At 62.0% G+C, this 17,346-nt stretch carries 12 protein-coding genes; 4 read left to right on the forward strand and 8 right to left on the reverse strand.

The window, feature by feature from the left end; genetic code table 11:
* Positions 1 to 27: 27 nt before the first annotated feature.
* The 3 genes from E4631_RS06715 to E4631_RS06725 all read right to left on the reverse strand — a co-directional run bounded on the left by E4631_RS06715 (position 28) and on the right by E4631_RS06725 (position 5,103).
* Positions 28 to 3,318, reverse strand: a complete 3,291-nt coding sequence (locus E4631_RS06715; RefSeq protein ID WP_133657566.1) for a TonB-dependent receptor — start codon at positions 3,316 to 3,318, stop codon at positions 28 to 30.
* Between the two features lie 52 nt (positions 3,319 to 3,370).
* Positions 3,371 to 4,201 carry a 5-dehydro-4-deoxy-D-glucuronate isomerase gene (gene kduI / locus E4631_RS06720; protein ID WP_133657565.1) on the reverse strand — a complete coding sequence of 277 codons (831 nt, stop codon included), beginning with the start codon at positions 4,199 to 4,201 and terminating at the stop codon, positions 3,371 to 3,373.
* A gap of 134 nt (positions 4,202 to 4,335) precedes the next feature.
* Complete coding sequence (locus tag E4631_RS06725) at positions 4,336 to 5,103, reverse strand: SDR family oxidoreductase (protein ID WP_302476326.1); 768 nt, start codon at positions 5,101 to 5,103, stop codon at positions 4,336 to 4,338.
* Between the two features lie 279 nt (positions 5,104 to 5,382).
* Here E4631_RS06725 and E4631_RS06730 point away from each other — a divergent pair, with 279 nt between their 5' ends.
* Positions 5,383 to 6,411: a LacI family DNA-binding transcriptional regulator gene (locus E4631_RS06730; RefSeq protein ID WP_133657564.1), complete on the forward strand. Its 1,029-nt coding sequence runs from the start codon at positions 5,383 to 5,385 to the stop codon at positions 6,409 to 6,411.
* Between the two features lie 424 nt (positions 6,412 to 6,835).
* Here the strand turns inward: E4631_RS06730 and E4631_RS06735 are convergent, their stop codons facing one another.
* From E4631_RS06735 to E4631_RS06755, 5 genes are all read right to left on the reverse strand, one after another.
* The gene (locus E4631_RS06735; protein ID WP_133657563.1) at positions 6,836 to 7,870 is read right to left on the reverse strand and encodes a pectinesterase family protein; all 1,035 of its coding nucleotides are present in this window, start codon (positions 7,868 to 7,870) and stop codon (positions 6,836 to 6,838) included.
* Positions 7,871 to 7,883: 13 nt separating this feature from the next.
* Positions 7,884 to 8,834 (reverse strand): pectinesterase family protein, encoded by a 951-nt coding sequence (locus E4631_RS06740; RefSeq protein WP_133657562.1) that lies wholly within the window; start codon positions 8,832 to 8,834, stop codon positions 7,884 to 7,886.
* An 89-nt stretch (positions 8,835 to 8,923) separates the two neighbouring features.
* Complete coding sequence (locus E4631_RS06745) at positions 8,924 to 9,775, reverse strand: fumarylacetoacetate hydrolase family protein (protein WP_133657561.1); 852 nt, start codon at positions 9,773 to 9,775, stop codon at positions 8,924 to 8,926.
* A 335-nt stretch (positions 9,776 to 10,110) separates the two neighbouring features.
* Positions 10,111 to 12,027, reverse strand: coding sequence for a DUF4350 domain-containing protein (locus E4631_RS06750; protein ID WP_133658787.1), 1,917 nt, complete (start codon positions 12,025 to 12,027; stop codon positions 10,111 to 10,113).
* Positions 12,028 to 12,172: 145 nt separating this feature from the next.
* A complete protein-coding gene (locus E4631_RS06755) occupies positions 12,173 to 13,867 on the reverse strand; it encodes a glycoside hydrolase family 28 protein (RefSeq protein WP_133658786.1) in 1,695 nt (564 codons plus the stop codon).
* A gap of 335 nt (positions 13,868 to 14,202) precedes the next feature.
* On the opposite strand from E4631_RS06755, the gene E4631_RS06760 reads away from it, so the two are divergent.
* The 3 genes from E4631_RS06760 (at position 14,203) to E4631_RS06770 (ending at position 17,267) form a co-directional block, all read left to right on the forward strand.
* Positions 14,203 to 15,024 (forward strand): phosphatase PAP2 family protein, encoded by an 822-nt coding sequence (locus E4631_RS06760; RefSeq protein ID WP_133658785.1) that lies wholly within the window; start codon positions 14,203 to 14,205, stop codon positions 15,022 to 15,024.
* Positions 15,025 to 15,173: 149 nt separating this feature from the next.
* Complete coding sequence (locus tag E4631_RS06765) at positions 15,174 to 15,851, forward strand: response regulator transcription factor (RefSeq protein ID WP_133658784.1); 678 nt, start codon at positions 15,174 to 15,176, stop codon at positions 15,849 to 15,851.
* A gap of 147 nt (positions 15,852 to 15,998) precedes the next feature.
* Positions 15,999 to 17,267 carry a HAMP domain-containing sensor histidine kinase gene (locus E4631_RS06770; RefSeq protein ID WP_133658783.1) on the forward strand — a complete coding sequence of 423 codons (1,269 nt, stop codon included), beginning with the start codon at positions 15,999 to 16,001 and terminating at the stop codon, positions 17,265 to 17,267.
* Positions 17,268 to 17,346: the final 79 nt, after the last annotated feature.

The following is a 17,346-nucleotide window of genomic DNA, read 5'->3' on the forward strand; positions in this document are numbered from 1 at the left end:
AGTAGCTCTCAGCTAACAGCTGATAACTTACAGGCCTAGGTTCACGCCAAACAAGAAGGCGCGGCTGCGGGGGTAGGCCGCGTAGTCGACGCCCGGCGTAAGCGGGGTGCCGCGGCGGGTGTTCACCTCGGGGTCGTAGCCCGAGTAGCCGGTGAGAGTTGCCAGGTTGTTGAGCGTCACGTAGAAGCGCAGCTGCTGCAGCTTGGCCCGGTTGATGAGCGCCTTGGGCAGCGAATAGCCGAAGGTGATGTTGTTGAGGCGCAGAAACGAGCCGCTTTCCACGGCGTAGGAGTGCAGGAAGTAGTTGCCGCGCACCGGGCTCCAGATGGTGGCGTTGGCATTCACCCGATTGAAGGTGGCCGCGTCGGCGATGAGGGCTCCGTTCTCGTCGATGTTGCGCACCCGGCCGTTCATGTCGCTCAGTAGGTTGGCGTAGGCCGTGTTGGCCGTGCTGGTCGTAAACTCAATCTTGTTGGCGTTGTAGATGTCATTGCCCAGTACGAAGTTCACGAATACGCTGGCGTCGAAGCCCTTGTAGGCAAACTGCTGGTTGAGGCCGCCGGTCATCTTGGGGTTGGCATTGCCGATTACCGTCTTGTCGGTTTCCGTCACGGTGCCGTCGCCGTTGGTGTCCTGCAGCTTAATAGTGCCCAGGCTCACCGGCACGCCCGTAATGCTGGCGTCGCTGGCTATGCCGGCCTTCAGCACGCCCGTGCGGGTGGCGTAGTTGTAGTTCTCGAAGTCGTCGATGGTGTAGAATCCTTTGGTCACGTAGCCGTACATCAGGCCTACCGGGCCGCCCACGCGGGCCACGTAGTCGGAGCCCGACAGGGCCGAGCCTGCCCAGCCCGACTGAATGCTCTGGATTTCGTTGGCGCCGCCCAGTGCCTCAATGCGGTTGCGGTTAAACGAGGCGTTGGCCGAGGCCGACCAAGTAAAGCTTTCGGTTTGTACTACCGTGCCACTCAGCTGCAGCTCCAGGCCTTTATTCGAGGTCGAGCCGATGTTGCGCAGCTGCGTGGTGTAGCCCGTGAAGCCCGGAATCGACACGTTCACGAGCAAGTCGTTGGTGGTGTTGTAGTAGGCGTCAGCCGTGAATTGCACTCGGTTGTTGAACAGGCCCACATCAATGCCCACGTTGCGGGTAGTAGTCACTTCCCATTTGAGGTCGGGGTTGTAGAAGTTGGCAAACGACGTGGCCGGAATGGTCACGTGGTTGAGCACGTAGGAAGCGTTGCCCGCCTGCGAGAGCTGAGTGTAGAGGAAATCGTTGATACGGTTGTTACCCGCCTGGCCGTAGCTCAGGCGCAGCTTCAGGTCCGACACCTTCTTGGTGAGGTCGCCGAAAAAATTCTCGCGTGAAATGCGCCACGCGGCCGATATGCCGGGGAAAACCCGCGAGCGGTTGCCAGGGGCAAACTTCGACGAGCCATCGAGGCGGGCCGAGGCCGTGAGCAGGTACTTGTCGTCGTAAGAATAGTTGAGGCGGCCGAAGCCCGACAGCAGGCGGTAGTCGACCGGAATAGCGGTGCTCGGCAGCACCGGTTGGGCCACCGTGCCGACTGGCAGCACGGCCTGGTTGATATTGGCCAGGGCCCGCTCGGCGGTGATGTCGGCGGGTAGGAAGTTTACCTGCGTAAACTGTTGGGTGCTGCGCTGCTGGTAGGTTTCCTGCCCCAGCAGCGCGTTCAGCGTGTGCTTCTCTTTCTTAAACGTGTAGTCGAGCACGTTCGAGTTGTTATAGGTGGTCGTGATGCCCGTGGTGATGCTCGCAAACGGCAGGTTCTGGTAGCCGCCGGCCGCCTGCCGGATAGTGGGCGAGTACAGTCCGTTGAAGGTGCTCAGGTCGGCGTAGGTGAAGTCGAAGCCGCCCACCGAGCGAAACACCAGCGACGGCGTGATATTGAAGGCCGCCGTGGCACTCATGTTAAAAGTGCGGCGCTTGTCACCCCGATACTCGTTGTTGTTGGCCAGCACGGGGTTTACCAGGCTGGAGTACGTAAAGAAGTCGGGGTCGAAGTTGGCCGTGGGGTCGCCGGAGAGGGTAGGCGAGGTGAAGGGCTGGTACTGAATGGTGTTGCGCAGGCGCGAGGTCACGCTCGAGCCGGTGTTGGCCGTTTGGCCGGTGGTAGAGGTGCCCAGCGCCGCGCCGGTGCCCGCGCCAAAGTTGGCCTGGTCGTTCACGCGGGCGTTGAAGCCCAGCCGGAAGCGGTCGCTGGCCTTGGTGTCGAGGCGGAAATTGACCAGGTTGCGCACGTAGCTCGACCCCAGCTGGATGCCGTCCTCGTTGTTGCGGGTCACGCTCAGGGCAAAGGTGGTGGTTTGGTTGCCGCCGCTCACCGTCAGGTTGTGCGTTTGCTGAAACGCCTTGCGGCCAAACACCTGCTCCTGCCAGTCCTGCAAGGGCGCCGCCCGCAGGCGGTTCAGCGTATCGCCGTTGAAGTTGGTAGAGCCAAACAGGCTCTTGAACGTGCTGAGGCCGCCCGAGCCAGTGCCCGTGAGCTGGGCGCGTTCGTATTCCCAGTTGAGGTAGTCGGCGGGGCCCATTACCTGCAGCTTCTTGCTGAGCTGGCGGAAGCCGCCAAAGCCATTGTAGGTTACCGAAGTGCGCCCGTTGCGGCCGCCCTTAGTGGTGATTATCACAACGCCGTTGGCGCCGCGCGCGCCGTAAATGGCCGTCGAGCTGGCATCCTTCAGTACGTCGACCGAGGCAATGTCCTGCGGGGCAATCACCGACAGCGCGTTCTCAATCTGCACGCCATCCACCACGTACAGCGGTGAGTTGTCCTGCGTGATGGAGCCGCCGCCGCGCACACGTACCTGCACGTTGGTGTTGCCGGGCGTGCCCTCCGAGGAGGTCAGCTGCACGCCAGCCAGGCGGCCGGTCAGGGCCTCGGCTGCCGAGTTCACCGGTATATCCTTGAGCTGCTGCGCGTTCACCGACGACACGGAGCCCGTTACGTCGCCGCGTCGAACCTCCTGGTAGCCGATAACTACCACGTCGTCCAAGCTTTGCGTATCCGAGGTCAAGGTTACGTTAATGGTCGTCTTGGTGCCCACGGCTACTTCTTGGCTCACGTAGCCAATAAAGCTGAAGCGTAACGTAGCCGACTTGCTGTCCTGCGGTACGGCTAGCGAGAAGGTGCCGTCGGCCGCGGTGGAGGCGCCAATGGTGGTGCCCTTCAGCACTACCGTTACACCGGGTATAGTTTCCCCGTCCGAGCCTTTGACGGTGCCAGTAACGGTTCGGTTTTGGGCAAACGCTAGGCCGATGCTGCCGCAAAGCACGAGCCAAAGCATGAGAAGATATTTTTTCATAAGAAAAGCAGCTAGAAGCAGTTGGGTGGGAAATTGAAAAAAAAGTGAATTGCTAGCGCAGGTCGGCCAAAGCCACGGCGTCCATGTCGGTGTATTCGAGGTTTTCGCCGGCCATACCCCAGATGAAGGCGTAGGCCGCGCTGCCGCAGCCGGTGTGGATGGACCACGGCGGCGAGAGAATCGCCTGCTCGTTGCTCACCCACAGCGGGCGCGTTTCGCTGGGTTCGCCCAGCACGTGTAGCACGCGCTGGCCGGCTGGCAGGTTGAAGTAGAGGTAGGCTTCCATGCGGCGGTCGTGCACGTGGCTGGGCATGGTGTTCCACACCGAGCCGGGCTTGAGCTGGGTGAGACCCATCACGAGCTGGCAGGAGGGTAGGCCCTCGTTGAAGATGTACTTGTAGATGGTGCGGGCATTGGCCGTTTCCTGGCTGCCCATCTCCACCGGCGTGGCCTCGGCCTGAGTGCGACGGGCAGTAGGGTATTCCTTGTGCGCCGGGGCTGAGAGCAGGTAAAACTTAGCCGGGTTGGCCGCGTCGGCGCTCTCGAAGCTCACTTGCTGGCAACCCTTGCCTACATAAAGGCAATCCTGCGTGCCCAGCTCGTAGGTGGTTCCATCGACTACGATGGTGCCCGGCCCGCCCACGTTGAGGGCGCCCAACTCGCGGCGCTCCAGAAAGTAGGTGGCCTTCAGGCCGTCGGGGCAGGGTAGGGGCAGGCTGCTATCAGTAGGCATGGCCCCGCCCACTATCATGCGGTCGTAGTGAGTGTAAGTCAGCTCGATAGCGCCGGGCGTGAAGATGTTCTCAATCAAAAAATGTTCGCGCAGGCCGGCCGTATTCAAGCCGGCCGTTTCACGCGGACCAATAGCAAAGCGAGTGTTCATAAATCGCAGATTTAACAGATTTAACGGATGACGCAGATACGCCTGCTGCGCAGGCTGGCTACGCGACTTCCGCTTTTGGTAGATTGGATAACCTATTCATTAGTAGTCGCTAGTCACTAATAGTTAGTCACTACCTAGCGGCCCATCCAGCCGCCGTCGACGGTGAGGATGGTGCCGTGCACGTAGTCGCTGGCGGCCGAAGCCAGGAAGACGGCCGGGCCCTGGTAGTCGGTGGGCTCGGCCCAGCGGCCGGCCGGAATGCGGCTTAGGATGGCGGCCGAGCGCTCGGCATCCTGGCGCAGGGCGGCGGTGTTGTCGGTGGCCACGTAGCCGGGGGCGATGGCATTCACGTTGATGCCGCGGCCGGCCCACTCGTTGGCCAGGGCCTTCACCAGGCTCCCTACCCCCCCTTTGCTGGCCGCATAGCTTGGCACGTTGATGCCGCCCTGGAAGGTGAGCAGCGAGGCCGTGAAAATGATTTTACCCGAGCCCTGCTGCAGCATTTGGCCGCCGATGGCGCGGGCCAGCCGGAAGGGCGCGTCGAGGTTGATGCTGAGCACGGCGTCCCAGTCCTCATCCGAATGCTCGGCGGCCGGGGCGCGGCGAATGATACCCGCGTTGTTGAACAGAATGTCGATAACCGGAAAATCGGCTTGCACTTGCTTGATGAAGCCTTGCAGCTCGTCGAGCTTGCCAAAATCGGCCTGATAGCCCCGAAACTCGCGGCCCAACGCCCGCACCGCCTGCTCGGTTTCGCCGCCGGCGGGCATGTGCATCGAAACGGCAATGATGTCGGCCCCGGCCTCGGCCAGGCCCAGGGCGATGGCCTGCCCAATGCCGCGGTCGGAACCCGTAACGAGGGCGCGCTTGCCAGCCAAGCTGAAACGGGAAGAAATATTCATGAAAAAAACAGGTGGGTGGGATTTTAGAAAGAAGAAAAAGCGCTTTGCTGCAACCCCGGGGCTACTGGCAGTGTCGAAGTTTAGTCCCAAAAGCATTGGGGCTAGCTACCAGGGACCGTTTTTATTTGTGCAATCGTTATCGGCAACGATTCCATGTTGCATAGCACGGTAGGGCTAAAGCGCTCATTTAGCTATTGCAGCAATTTAACGTTTACCTTTAACCACGAAAGCCTGCTGCCCGATAGGCGTAGATAATTGTATTTTAACAAGAAAATTAGCTTGGAACCAGCCACTCTCAAAGACATTGCCCGTGAGCTCAATATCTCCGTTTCGACGGTGTCGCGGGCTTTGCGAGACAGCTACGAAATCAACCCCGAAACCAAGCGGCTCGTGATGGAGTGCGCCGCGCGCCTACACTACCGGCCCAATCCCATCGCGCTTAGCCTGAAGGGGAGCAGCAGCAAGGCCATTGGGGTCATCGTGCCGCAAATTGCCAACTATTACTTTTCGCAGGCCATCAACGGTATTGAGGAGGTGGCCAACCAGCGTGGCTACGATGTGCTCATCTTCCAAACCCACGAAGCCTACGACCGCGAAGTAGCCAATCTGCGCCAAGCGCTGGCCCGGCGCGTCGATGGCCTGCTCATCTCGCTCAGCAGCGAAACCAACAACGTGAGCCACCTGCAGGAATTGCAGCAGCAGGGCACGCCCATTGTGCAATTCGACCGGGTGTCGGCTGAACTGAACACGCCGCGCGTGGTGGCCGACAACTTTGCCGGAGCTTTTGGGGCTACCGAGCACCTGTTGCAGTCGGGCCGCCGCCGCATCGCGCACCTCACCATTCAGCCCTGGCTTAGTATTACGCAGGAGCGCCTGGCGGGCTACCGCGCCGCCCTGGAGCAATACGGGGTGCCCTACGACGAGAATCTGGTGCGCTTTGGCACGTTTGGGCCCGATGAAGTGGGCCCGCTGGTGGATGAGCTACTGGCCCTCACACCCCCGCCCGATGCCTTCTTCACGGCCAGCGACCGCCTGGCGGTGGGCTGCCTGGCCGCCCTGCGCCAGCGCCACATCGCCATCCCCGACGACGTGTCGCTCATTGGCTTCACCAACCTCACGGTGGCCGATATGCTCTCGCCCTCGATGAGTACGGTGATGCAGCCGGCCAAGGAAATCGGGCAGGAAGCCGTGAGCCGCCTGCTCGACCTCATTGAGCGCAAGCACCGCGCCGCGCCACCCGCTACCCTCACCATTCCGACCGTTATGGTCGTGCGCGAGTCGTCGGCCTGGCCGGTGGTGGAGGGGTAGGGAATTAGTACAAGTTATTTCAGTCTAATTTCCGCCGTGAAGCACCATGAGCAGCCGCATAGGACCAACGCTCCTGTTTCTGTTGCTGCCTGCTTGGGCTGCCGCACACGGCGAAGAAGTGCTATATCCGTTCTTCACCTTGATAGGCTCAATCGGTTTATTCTTGGTGATTATTCTCGCTGTCAGGCTGCCTTATGCTGTCAAGGCTCTATTGGTTACAGTGTACCTTATTACCACGGCAGGAATCTGTATTCTACTTAGTACGCTCCCCTTCTCCAATAACGCGAGTATACTTACGCTATTGGTCGGGGCTGTTCCTATGTCGAGCGTCTTAGTGGCCTATTTGCTTGTGCGGCTGAGACATAACAAATTGTAAGTGGCCAGCGAATAGGTTGTAGGCTTGTTCCTGAATGCCTGCCATCGTTTACTGCTGCGGCACCCAGCCGCTTTCGCCGCCGAAGATATGTTGGAGTGTGTAGCGCCGGGCCTCTTTCGCCGTGAGCTGGTGGCTCCACTTCACGCGGGCGCCGAGGTTTGCGCCGGGGCCCGTGCTTTGGTACTCGGCGTAGTAGGCGGTGGCCTCGTTGGCGGCATCGCGCCAGTTGTCCCAGCCGGCGGGCAAGATGTGCGCGCCTAGCTCGCAGCGCAGGTACACCGTGCGCGAGTGGGGCCGCCAGGGCCGACCCAGGTATACCTTATGCGCAGCCGAGTCGGCGGTGAGCTTGCAGTCGCGGAACACAAAGCCGTAGGCCTGCCGCTCGGTGGTGGCTGCGGCGGCAATGTAGGAGTCGCGCTTGCTGCGAATCTCGCAGTGGTCGAACACGGCCGTGGCCATGCCGAAGATGAAGTCCGTCGTGCCCTCGATGTAGCAGTCCTGGTAATACTGCCGGCTGTTTTCCACGGCCGGAAACAGCGTGTCCTGGTTGCCCAGCATCCGGCAGTGGCGGAAGGTGGCGCGGTCGCCATCCACGTGCAGGGCCACGGCTTGGCCTACGGGGCCGGCGGCGTTCTCGAAGGTAATGTTTTCGGCCGTGAAGTCGTTGCCCTGCACCAGCACCGTCTGCGACGAGTAGGTGTTGTGGCCGGCCGCATCGCCGGTGTGGTCGGCCCCCGTAATGATGGTGGTCGCGGCATTCTCGCCCACCAGCGTAACGTGCATTTTGTGGGCCGGCACCACCAGTTTTTCGCGGTACGTACCGGGCCGCAGGCGGATGGTAACCGTCACCTGTGATAAATCGCGCACTGCCTGCACCGCCTCCTGAATCGTCTTGTAGTCGCCTGTGCCATCCGGCGCCACCGTCAGCAGCAGCTTTTGGGGCGGTGGCACCGGGCGAGCCGGGGGCGTTGCGAGCGCGTTGGCCGCCGCCGGGGGGGTAGGGGCCGCCGGCAAGGCCTGGGCCACGGCGGCCGACAGCGGCAGCAGGCTGCTGCCTAGCAAAAGCAGGGGTAGGGATTTCATGCTGTTGGGCGCGCTACTTGCCGGGCTGCCAGCCGCGCAGCACAGTGGTCTGGGTATAAGTCTTGGCTTCCGCCTTGGTGAGCTGGTGCGTCCAGGGCGCGCGGGCGCCGGGGTTGGCGCCGGGGCCGCTCGATTTATACTCGGCGTAGTAGGCGGTTTGCTTGTTGCTTTCCTTGCCCCACTCGTCCCAGCCCTGGGGCCGGATGAGGGCGCCCAGCTGGCACTCCAGAAACACCGTTTTGGCGTAGGGGCGCCAGGGGCGGCCCAGGTAAAAAGTGCTGGCCGGGGCCGGCCCGTCGATGCGGCAGCGGTGAAACACGTAGCCGTAGCGCACGGTATCGGGGGTAGAGGCGGCGGTGAAGAAGCCGCCTATTTTTCCCACCACGTGGCAGTTTTCAAACCACGCCGTGCTGCTACCGAAGATAAAATCGACGGTGCCCTCGATGTAGCAGTCGTCGTAGAGCTGGTGGCTGCCGTAGCCAAACGTGTAGAGTGTATCCTGAAAGCCCAGGAAGCGGCAGTGCCGGAAGCTGCTGCGGTTGCCGCCCACCCAGGCCGCCACCGCCTGCCCCACCGGCCCGGCCGAGTTCTCAAACGTGATGTTTTCGGCCGTGAAGTCGTCGGCGTACAGGTGGACGCTGGCCGAGCCCGAGGTGCCGATATTCTTGCCCGTGGCCGGGTCGATGCGCTGGTTGTAGTCGTCAAAGGTGAGGATGGTGCGGGCGGCGTCTTCGCCCAGCAGCCGCACGTGGGTCTTTTCCTTGGCCAAGGTCAGCTTTTCCTTGTAGGTGCCGGGCTTGATGACGATGGTCAGCCAGTCGGCATTGCTGGCGGGCACGGCGTCGAAGGCGGCCTGCACGGTGCGGTAGTCGCCGCTGCCATCAGGCGCCACTACCACGCGGTGCGCCTGGCCCCAGGCAGTGGTAGCGGCCAGCAGCAGGCCAAGAAAAAGCGGGAATTTCATGGGGTAGGGAAGTAGGTAAAACGGAGTGGTACTCCGTTTTCGAGCGAACGAGTCGTTCAACGACAAACGGAGTACCACTCCGTTTTACATTATTCAGCGGCCCGCACTACCTGCCGCGACGTGCCCAGGCCCTCAATGCCCAGCTCCACCACGTCGCCGGCAGCCAGGTAGCGGGGAGGCTTGAGGCCACTGCCCACGCCGGCCGGCGTGCCGGTCGAGAGGATGTCACCCGGCAACAGGGTCATAAACTGGCTGACGTAGCTGATTAGATAAGGCACGCTGAAAATGAGGTTGGCGGTGTTGCCATTCTGAACCGTTTCGCCGTTCACCGAGAGCCAGAGCTTAAGGCGGGCGGGGTTGAGCAATTCGTCGGGGGTAGCGAGCCAAGGGCCGAGCGGCGCGAAGGTGTCGCAGCCCTTGCCCTTGTCCCAGGTGCCGCCGCGCTCCAGCTGGTAGGCGCGCTCGCTCACGTCATTGAGCAGCACGTAGCCGGCAATGTACTGGGCAGCGTCGGCTTCGCTCACGTAGCTGGCGCGCTTGCGAATAACCACCGCCAGCTCGGCCTCCCAATCGGTTTTCTCCGAGCCTCTGGGCAAAATAATGTCGTCGTTGGGCCCGGATAGCGAAGAAGTTGCCTTCAAAAAGATAACCGGCTCGGTGGGCAGGGGTAGGCCCATTTCCTGGGCGTGGTCGGTGTAGTTGAGGCCCGCGCACACAATTTTGGAGGGCCGGGCTACCGGCGGCCCCAGCCGCTCGGCGGCGGGCACGGGCAGCAGCAGCTCGCGCTGCACGTCGATGTAGGCGGCCAGGCGGCCCAGGCCATCGCTGGCAAAAAAGCGCTCGTCGTAGTCTTCGCCAAAGGGGCTGAGGTCGTAGCGCTGGCCGTCGAGCACGATGCCGGGTTTTTCGTGGCCGGGCTGGCCGTGGCGGATAAGCAACATAAGGTGTTGAGTTATGAGTTAAAAGTTATGAGGTTGGTCGTGGGTAGCCTTTCGGTACGCTGGGCTTTATTCAGCTTCTAACGCACAAAGCTTACCTCTAGCTAACCCAAGTTGCGAGGCATGCTCCCCGGTCCGCCGGTGCGAGCCGGCCGACCGGTTGTCGTTGCGTGGGCCGCAGCTGTCAACGATAACCGGTCGGCCGGCTCGCGCCGGCGGACCGGCCAGGCGGGCCCTCCAGCTGAAACTTTCCCCCGCAGCAAGCTGGTCTGCAACGTGGGTTAGCTAGCCAATTCAGCGCGCCGGATGCTATTCAACCCCAAATTCATAACTCATAATTATCTTAACAGCCACTTCCCCAAATCCTTACCCGCCTGAAAATTCTCGAAAGTGGCCGGAATCTTGCGCCCGTCGGTGTACTCGTTATAGAGCCAGGGGTCACCGAGCACGAACACGCGGCCCTTGCCCAGCGTGGCCGTGGCCATTATCACCTTGCCGTTATTCGTCACCAGCGGCTGGGCCGGGCTCTGCACCGCCAGCACTGCCAACTCCTTGACGTAGGCCGTCTTGGCCTGCTTGAATACCGCCGTGCCGCTGCTAAGGTCCACGCGGCCCTGCTCAAACTGGCTGCCCTGCACCATGTTCACGCTTTGGTCGGTGAACTGCACGCCGAAGTTTTTGGCCAGCGTGTTGAAATGCTTGATTTCGCAGTTGGCCGTGTCGTTGGCCAGCAGCACCAGCGTGCCGCCGGCGCGCACCCAGGCCGTTACGGCCTGCCCATCGGCGGCCGAGATGTAGTTGGGCGCCGGCGATTCCTTTTTGGTGTCGGGGTCCACTATCACGTACACGCTTAGCCCCTTGAGGCTGGCGGCCGTGGGGGGGGTAGGGATGGGCACGGTGCGGGCGCCCAGCTCGCGCAGCTGGTTGCCCCACAGCCAGAAGCCGCCGTGCGTGCGCTCCTCCCAGGTGTAGTGCCACTGCTCGGGCTGGCCATTAAAGGCGTTTTTGCGAATCTCGTGATTAAAGTAGTAGTCGAGGCCTACAGTTTTGCCCTGGCCGGCGGCATTTTCCTGCGCGATTTCCATCTCCGTGCTCGCCAGGATAAACGGCCCTACCCCCTTCAAATCGTTCTTACGCAGCGGCTCGCTCAAGTAATATTGAAACGAGCCGTCGCGGTACGGATTGCCGCCCAGGCCGCCCACGCTCACGGTGCCGTTCATGGCCAGCGCGCCGTTTTCGGTGCTGATGAAGGTCTTCATAATCCCATCGTAGCCCCGGCGGGCCACGGCGGCGTACTTCTTGTCGAGGTAGCCCAGGCGCACGCCCTTGGCCAGCGCGTACACAAACATGCTACTGCCTGAGGCTTCGGCGTAGTTGCCCTTTTGGCTTTCCTGGCCCATCACGAGGCTCCAGGTGCCGGTTTTGGCATCCTGGTACTTGGCCAGCACGGGCGCCAGGCGCTGCAAATCTTTTGTCAGCTCGGTGCGGTGCGGGCTGCCAACCGGCATATAATCGAGCACATCTACCAAAGCCATGGCGTACCAGCCAATGGCGCGGTCCCAGGCCTGGGGCGACTGCCCGGTGGCCTTGTCGGCCCATTTTTGCTCGTGGGCCTCGTCGTAGCCGTGGCGGAGCAGGCCGGTTTTGGGGTCAAGCAGGTGCTTTTCGATGAGCGCAAACTGCTTGGCCACGTCGTCGAGGCCGGCCGCGTCGCCCGTCAGCACGCTGTACTGCGCGTAGAAGGGCTCGGCCATGTACAAGCCATCGAGCCACATCTGGTTGGGGTAGGTTTTCTTGTGCCAGAAGCCGCCTTCCTTGGTGCGGGGCTGGTCGGCCAGCTGCTTGCGCAGGTTGGCAGCGGCCAGCCGGTACTTCTCGTTGCCATTGCTCGGCAGCGATACCTGGCTCAGCAGCAGCAGCGCCGGCCCGGTGGCAATGTTATCGAGCTGATATTCTTCGGGTTTATACGTTCGGATGCTGCCATCCTTCTGCACAAACTGGTCCACGTCCTTTTGGATGTAGGTGAAGTAGCGGCCGTCGCCGGTGCGCTCCCACACCCGCTCCAGCGCCCGCAGCATCAGTCCCTGCTCGTAGTCCCAGCGGGCGCTTTTGCGGCTGCCAATCACGATGGAGTCGGGGTGCTGGGCAATAAACGTATCGGCCATGCGCTGCGATAGGGCGGCCGGCGCGTTCTGGGCCGGCGCCAGCAGCGGCAGGGCGAGTAGGACGGAAAAGAGGGGGGTAGGGAATTTCATGGGGAAAGTCGTTGGCTGTTTGCGCTAAAGCAGAAAGAACGTCATGCAGAGCGCAGCGAAGCATCTCGCCTACCCAGTTGGGTTAGTAATTCTGACGACCGCGCGAGATGCTTCGCTATGCTCTGTATAGCGTTCTTTTTTATCCTTACTTCGCCGCTACCTGCACTACTTTCTTGCTCACCTTATCACCCAATTCCAGCCCTTTTTTAGCCAGCTTGGTATTGGTATTGGTGAGGTGAATTTCCTGGCTGCGGTCGCCGCTCACGCGTAGCAGCAGGTCGGCCCCGCTGGCGTAGCGGATGCCGTCGAGGCTGATGTTTTTGCTGTTCTGTACCTCCATCACCGGCTTGGTATCGGTGGTGAGCAGGGTCACGTTTTTGAGGCGAATGTTTTCGGCCTCCTGGCACACCAAGCCTTTATGTGACTCAATCACAATGTTTTCAAGGCTGATATCCTTGATGGCCATCTCGGGCAGGCCGCGCACCAGAATGGCGGTTTCGGCCCCTTTGCACACCACGTTTTTGATGTAAAAATGCTGGAACTGCGGCGTGCCCTCATTCAGCGGCTGGGCCGCAATAACGGGCGGGGCTACCGACTCGCCGGCCTGCGGCACGGGGTCCTTGGCCATGTAGTACATGTCGAACAAGATAGCCTGCCCGGCAATGTCCGTCATCGTGATGCCATCGACCCAGATGTTTTCGACCATGCCGCCGCGGCCGCGCGCCGTCTTGAAGCGCAGGCCCACGTCGGTGCCCTGGAAGGTGCAGTTGCGCACAATCAGGTTGCGTACGCCGCCCGACATTTCGGAGCCAATCACGAAGCCGCCGTGGGCGCTGTACACTTTGCAGTTCTGGATGAGAAAGTTCTCGGTGGGTACGCCGCGCTTGCGGCCTTCCTCGTCGCGGCCACTCTTAATGCACAGGCCGTCGTCGCCCACGCTAAACACGCAGTCGTCGAGCACGCCGTTGCGGCACGATTCCACGTCGATGGCGTCGGTGTTCTGGCCGTACCAGGGGTTGCGGGCAGTCACGCGGCGCACGGTCAGGTCCTGGCACAGCAGCGGGTGAATGGTCCAGGCCGGCGAGTTCTGAATGGTAAAGCCTTCGAGCAAAATCTGCTTGCAGTCGGTCAGGCTCAGCATGTTAGGCCGTAAGAAATCGCGAATGTCGTCGAAGTCGGCTGGGTTCAGGCTCTTGCGCGGGGTGTTGGCGGCCGCCAGCATATTGCCCTTGAGCGAGGCCGCCGAAGGATACCACGAGTCCTTCTTCTCGTTGAGCACGCCGCCCGAGGCCACCAGCTTTTTCCATTCGCCCTCGTTGAGCTTGCTCTTTTTCACGGGCCGCCAGCTGTCGCCGGCCCCGTCGAAAGTGCCGTTGCCCGTGATGGCGATATTAGTCAGCCCTACCCCCGAAATCGGCGCTTGGCTCCGAATGGCGTCCTCGCCCTCCCAGGAGGTTTTTACCAGCGGGTATTGCAGGTGGTCGGTGGTGAATTGCACGAGCGCGCCGGTGGCCAGGTGCAGGTTCACGTTGTTTTGCAGCACGATGGGGCCCGTGAGCCACAGTCCCGCCGGCACCTGCACCGTGCCGCCGCCAGCCTGCGCACAAGCCATAATGGCTTTCTGAAACGCCTGCGTATTCAGCGTTTGCCCATCGGCCATGGCCCCGTATTTCTGGATGTTAAACGTGTCGGCCTTGAAGCGCACCTGCCGCACGGCGGGCAGGGTAGGGGGCGCGGGCTGGGCCGCTGCGGCCGCGCGGCTGGCCTGGGCTAGGGTGAGGGAGTGGGGTAGGGCGGCCAAGGCCACCGCTACGCCGGCAAGCAGCGCAAAACGGGTCATATGTAAGCGGGTGGGAAGGCCGCGCGGTGAAACCGCGGCAGCCAGGCAGTAAAGAAGAGAAAAGTGCTATTGGCCCGATACAAAACGGGCTTCGGCAGCGGAATACTAGGGTGGCCCGGCGGTATCTGCAAGCAAAGAGGGTGAATTATTTGCGCTATCGTTGCCGGCAACGTTGCCGATGCGCGGCCAGCGTGCCTGCCCGCCGCCTGGGCGCTGCCGGGCGGGCGCAAAAATGCCAAGTCAGAATATTACCAGAATTAACAAATAGCTTCGTTGGCGACAGCAAAAACCGGCCGGCTTGCGTAGAGGCCATTTTGTTACCAATTCATCGTTCCATGCATTCATTCTTCTCTTCTACCCGTGCCTTGCTGCTGGGGCTGCTGCTGAGCAGCGCCACGCCTGTGCTGGCGCAGGTGCCCCTCAACCCCGCCACCACCGCCCCCGTCGATACCACGCACAAGTACGAAAACCCCGCCGGTGTATCGCCGCTGGCCAAGCGGCCGTTTTTCAAGAGCAAGCTGTTCCGGGCGGTCGCTATTCCGGCAGTGCTCATTGGCTACGGTGCCTACACGTTTAACGGCGGCGGCTTCTACACCAACCAGGATGCGCAGCGCGATATTCACCGCCTCTTCCCGTCGTCGCAGAGCCGCGTGGCCGACATCCTCATCTTCGTGCCCTACCTCGAGCTGGGCGCCGTGGCACTGGCCGGGGTAGAAAGCCGCGACGACCGCATCAATACGCTGCTCATCATTGCCAAGAGCGAGGCTATTATGCTGGGTAGCACGTTTTTGGTGAAGTCGCTGAGCCACGAGGAGCGGCCCGATAGGTCGGATAACCTTTCGTTTCCGTCGGGACACACGGCGCAGGCGTTTCTGGCGGCCAGCATCGTGCACACCGAGTTTCGGGACAAGAGCCAGTGGTACGGCATCGGGGCCTACGCCCTGGCTACCAGCGTGGCGGGGCTGCGCATGGTGGTAGACAAGCACTGGCAGAGCGATGTAGTGGCCGGCGCGGGATTCGGCATCTTGTCGGCTCACCTGGCCTACCTCACGCACCGCAACCGCTGGGGCCGCAAGTCAATTGGCCGCGATGTGGGCATTATGCCTACTTACTACGGCAATACGCCCGGCCTATGCATCACGTGGCGGCCTAAGTAGGTTCCTGGTTCTTAGTTCCTAGTTGTCGTTCAAACGAAGAACTAGGAACTACGAACCAGGGACCAGGAACTACGAACAAGGAACCAAAAACCCAATTTGCTTCAGATTTGCTTTCTTTTTTCGGGCAATAATTCTTCCTTTTCCTGCCCATGAAAATACTGTTAGTCGAAGACGAAGCAGCCCTGCGCTCTACCTTGGTTGATGCCCTCAGCCAGGGTGGCTACGTGGTAGAAGTAGCCGCCAGCTTTGCCCAGGCCTACGAAAAAGTCAAGCTCTACCACTACGACTGCGTGCTGCTCGACCTCACCCTGCCCGACGGCAATGGCCTCGACCTGCTGCGCGTGCTCAAGGCCGATAACTCGCCTGCGGGCGTGCTCGTTATCTCGGCCCGCGATGGCCTCAACGACCGCGTAACGGGCCTCGACCTGGGCGCCGATGACTACCTGGCCAAGCCTTTTCACCTCTCCGAGTTGAATGCGCGGCTGCGGGCCATTATCCGGCGGCGGCGATTTCAGGGCCAGCACCACGTGGCCTTCCGCGACCTGCTAGTGTGGCCCGAGCAGGCCGAAGTGCTAGTGCGCGGCGAGCCCCTTACCCTGACCCGCAAGGAATACGACCTGCTGCTGTACCTGCTCGCCAACCCCGGCCGCGTGCTCACCAAGGAAGCCATTGCCGAGCACCTCTGCGGCGACGCCGTCGATGCCGCCGACTCGTTTGCCTTCATTTATACCCACCTCAAAAATCTGCGCAAAAAGCTGCAGGAAAAGGGCGCCGAGAATTATATCCGCACTATGTATGGCGTAGGGTATAAGCTGAGTGTGGAGTAAGGAGTAGGAGGGTAAAGGGGGCGTTTGTCCTTGCGAGCGCAGCGCGGCAATCGCCCCAAAACGAAATCGTTCGGGTATCGTTCTGAGGCGATTGCCGCGTTGCGCTCGCAAGGACAAACGCCCCCTTTACCCTCCTACCCCCAAAACATGAAGCTGTTAGCCGCCACCAACCGCTACTTTATGCTGCTCAGCATCGGGCTGTTTGCAGTGGGTAGCGGGGTGCTGTACGCGGGCGTGGACCATGCCGTGCGCAACGAGGTGGAAGAGCAACTGCTTACCCAGCGCCAGGAGCTGGAAGCCTGGTTGGCCCGTGGCCAGCCGCTGCCCGCGGCCATTTTCAGCCAGCAATACAGCGCTAGCCTCCGCCCCCGGCCGCTGGGCTACTCCGATACGCTGCTGCTCGACCCCAACGAGCACGAGCTGGTGCCGCACCGGCAGCTCACGTTCCGGGTAGCGGGGGGGGTAGGGCAGGCCCCAGCTTGGGTGACGCTGCGCAAGTCCTTGGTCGAAACCGACGAGCTGCTGGTGGCCACCGTGGGCAGTATGCTGGTGCTGCTGGCGCTGCTGCTGGGCGGCATCGTGGTGCTGCACCGCTACCTGTCGGGGCGGCTGTGGGCGCCGTTTCGGCACACGCTGGCGGCGCTGCGCGGCTACGATTTGCAGCAGCACCAGCCGCTAGCGCTGCCCACGCCCGGCATCGAGGAGTTTGCCGAGCTCAACCAGGCCCTGACACACTTGAGCCAGCGCCTGGTGGCCGACTACGAGAGCCTGCGCGAGTTCACGGCCAACGCCGCCCACGAAACCCAGACGCCGCTGGCCATTATGCAGGCCCAGCTGGAGCAGCTGCTGCAAGTGCCCGCCCTGGCCGACGACGCGGCCGCCGCCCCGCTGCTGGCCGAGCTCTACGGCGCCACGCGCCGGCTCTCGCGGCTGCACCAGGCGCTGGGACTGCTCAGCCGCATCGAAAACGGCCAGTACACCGACGCCGTGCCGCTCGACCTGGCCGCCCTGGTGCGCGAAAAAGCCGAGCAGCTGGCCCCGCTGCTGGAGGCCCGCGACCTCACGCCGCACCTGCACCTGGCCCCTACCCCCCCCCGCCGCCTGCACCCCGGCCTGGCCGACTCGCTGCTGCACAACCTGCTGCACAATGCCATCCGGCACAACGTGCCCGGTGGCGACGTGACGGTGCATCTCACCGATAACGTGCTCGAAGTCAGCAACCCCGGCCCGGTGATAAGCGGTGACCCGGCGCGGTTTTTTGAGCGTTTCCGCAAGCACAATGCCGCCTCCGAGTCGCCGGGCCTGGGCCTGAGCATCGTGCAGCAGATTTGCGCCTACTACGGCTTCAAGCTGAGCTACGAGTTTGTGCCCGCCGGGGCGCGGCACACGCTGCGTGTGGTGCTGCATAGGGGGTAGGGGGAGGTCATTCGTCTAGCTTTTGGGCGGGATAGTAGAAAAAAGCGCGGCCCCAGCTAGCAACCGCTGGTAAGTTTGC

The organism is Hymenobacter sp. UV11 (assembly GCF_004684095.1).
In the GTDB taxonomy this organism is placed as follows: domain Bacteria; phylum Bacteroidota; class Bacteroidia; order Cytophagales; family Hymenobacteraceae; genus Hymenobacter.

Excerpts from the sequence above, each read along its gene's own strand:
- E4631_RS06715 (WP_133657566.1), bottom strand. The coding sequence starts at position 3,318 with ATGAAAAAATATCTTCTCATGCTTTGGCTCGTGCTTTGCGGCAGCATC.
- kduI (WP_133657565.1), bottom strand. The coding sequence starts at position 4,201 with ATGAACACTCGCTTTGCTATTGGTCCGCGTGAAACGGCCGGCTTGAAT.
- E4631_RS06725 (WP_302476326.1), bottom strand. The coding sequence starts at position 5,103 with ATGAATATTTCTTCCCGTTTCAGCTTGGCTGGCAAGCGCGCCCTCGTT.
- E4631_RS06735 (WP_133657563.1), bottom strand. The coding sequence starts at position 7,870 with ATGAAATCCCTACCCCTGCTTTTGCTAGGCAGCAGCCTGCTGCCGCTG.
- E4631_RS06740 (WP_133657562.1), bottom strand. The coding sequence starts at position 8,834 with ATGAAATTCCCGCTTTTTCTTGGCCTGCTGCTGGCCGCTACCACTGCC.
- E4631_RS06745 (WP_133657561.1), bottom strand. The coding sequence starts at position 9,775 with ATGTTGCTTATCCGCCACGGCCAGCCCGGCCACGAAAAACCCGGCATC.
- E4631_RS06750 (WP_133658787.1), bottom strand. The coding sequence starts at position 12,027 with ATGAAATTCCCTACCCCCCTCTTTTCCGTCCTACTCGCCCTGCCGCTG.
- E4631_RS06755 (WP_133658786.1), bottom strand. The coding sequence starts at position 13,867 with ATGACCCGTTTTGCGCTGCTTGCCGGCGTAGCGGTGGCCTTGGCCGCC.
- E4631_RS06760 (WP_133658785.1), top strand. The coding sequence starts at position 14,203 with ATGCATTCATTCTTCTCTTCTACCCGTGCCTTGCTGCTGGGGCTGCTG.
- E4631_RS06765 (WP_133658784.1), top strand. The coding sequence starts at position 15,174 with ATGAAAATACTGTTAGTCGAAGACGAAGCAGCCCTGCGCTCTACCTTG.
- E4631_RS06770 (WP_133658783.1), top strand. The coding sequence starts at position 15,999 with ATGAAGCTGTTAGCCGCCACCAACCGCTACTTTATGCTGCTCAGCATC.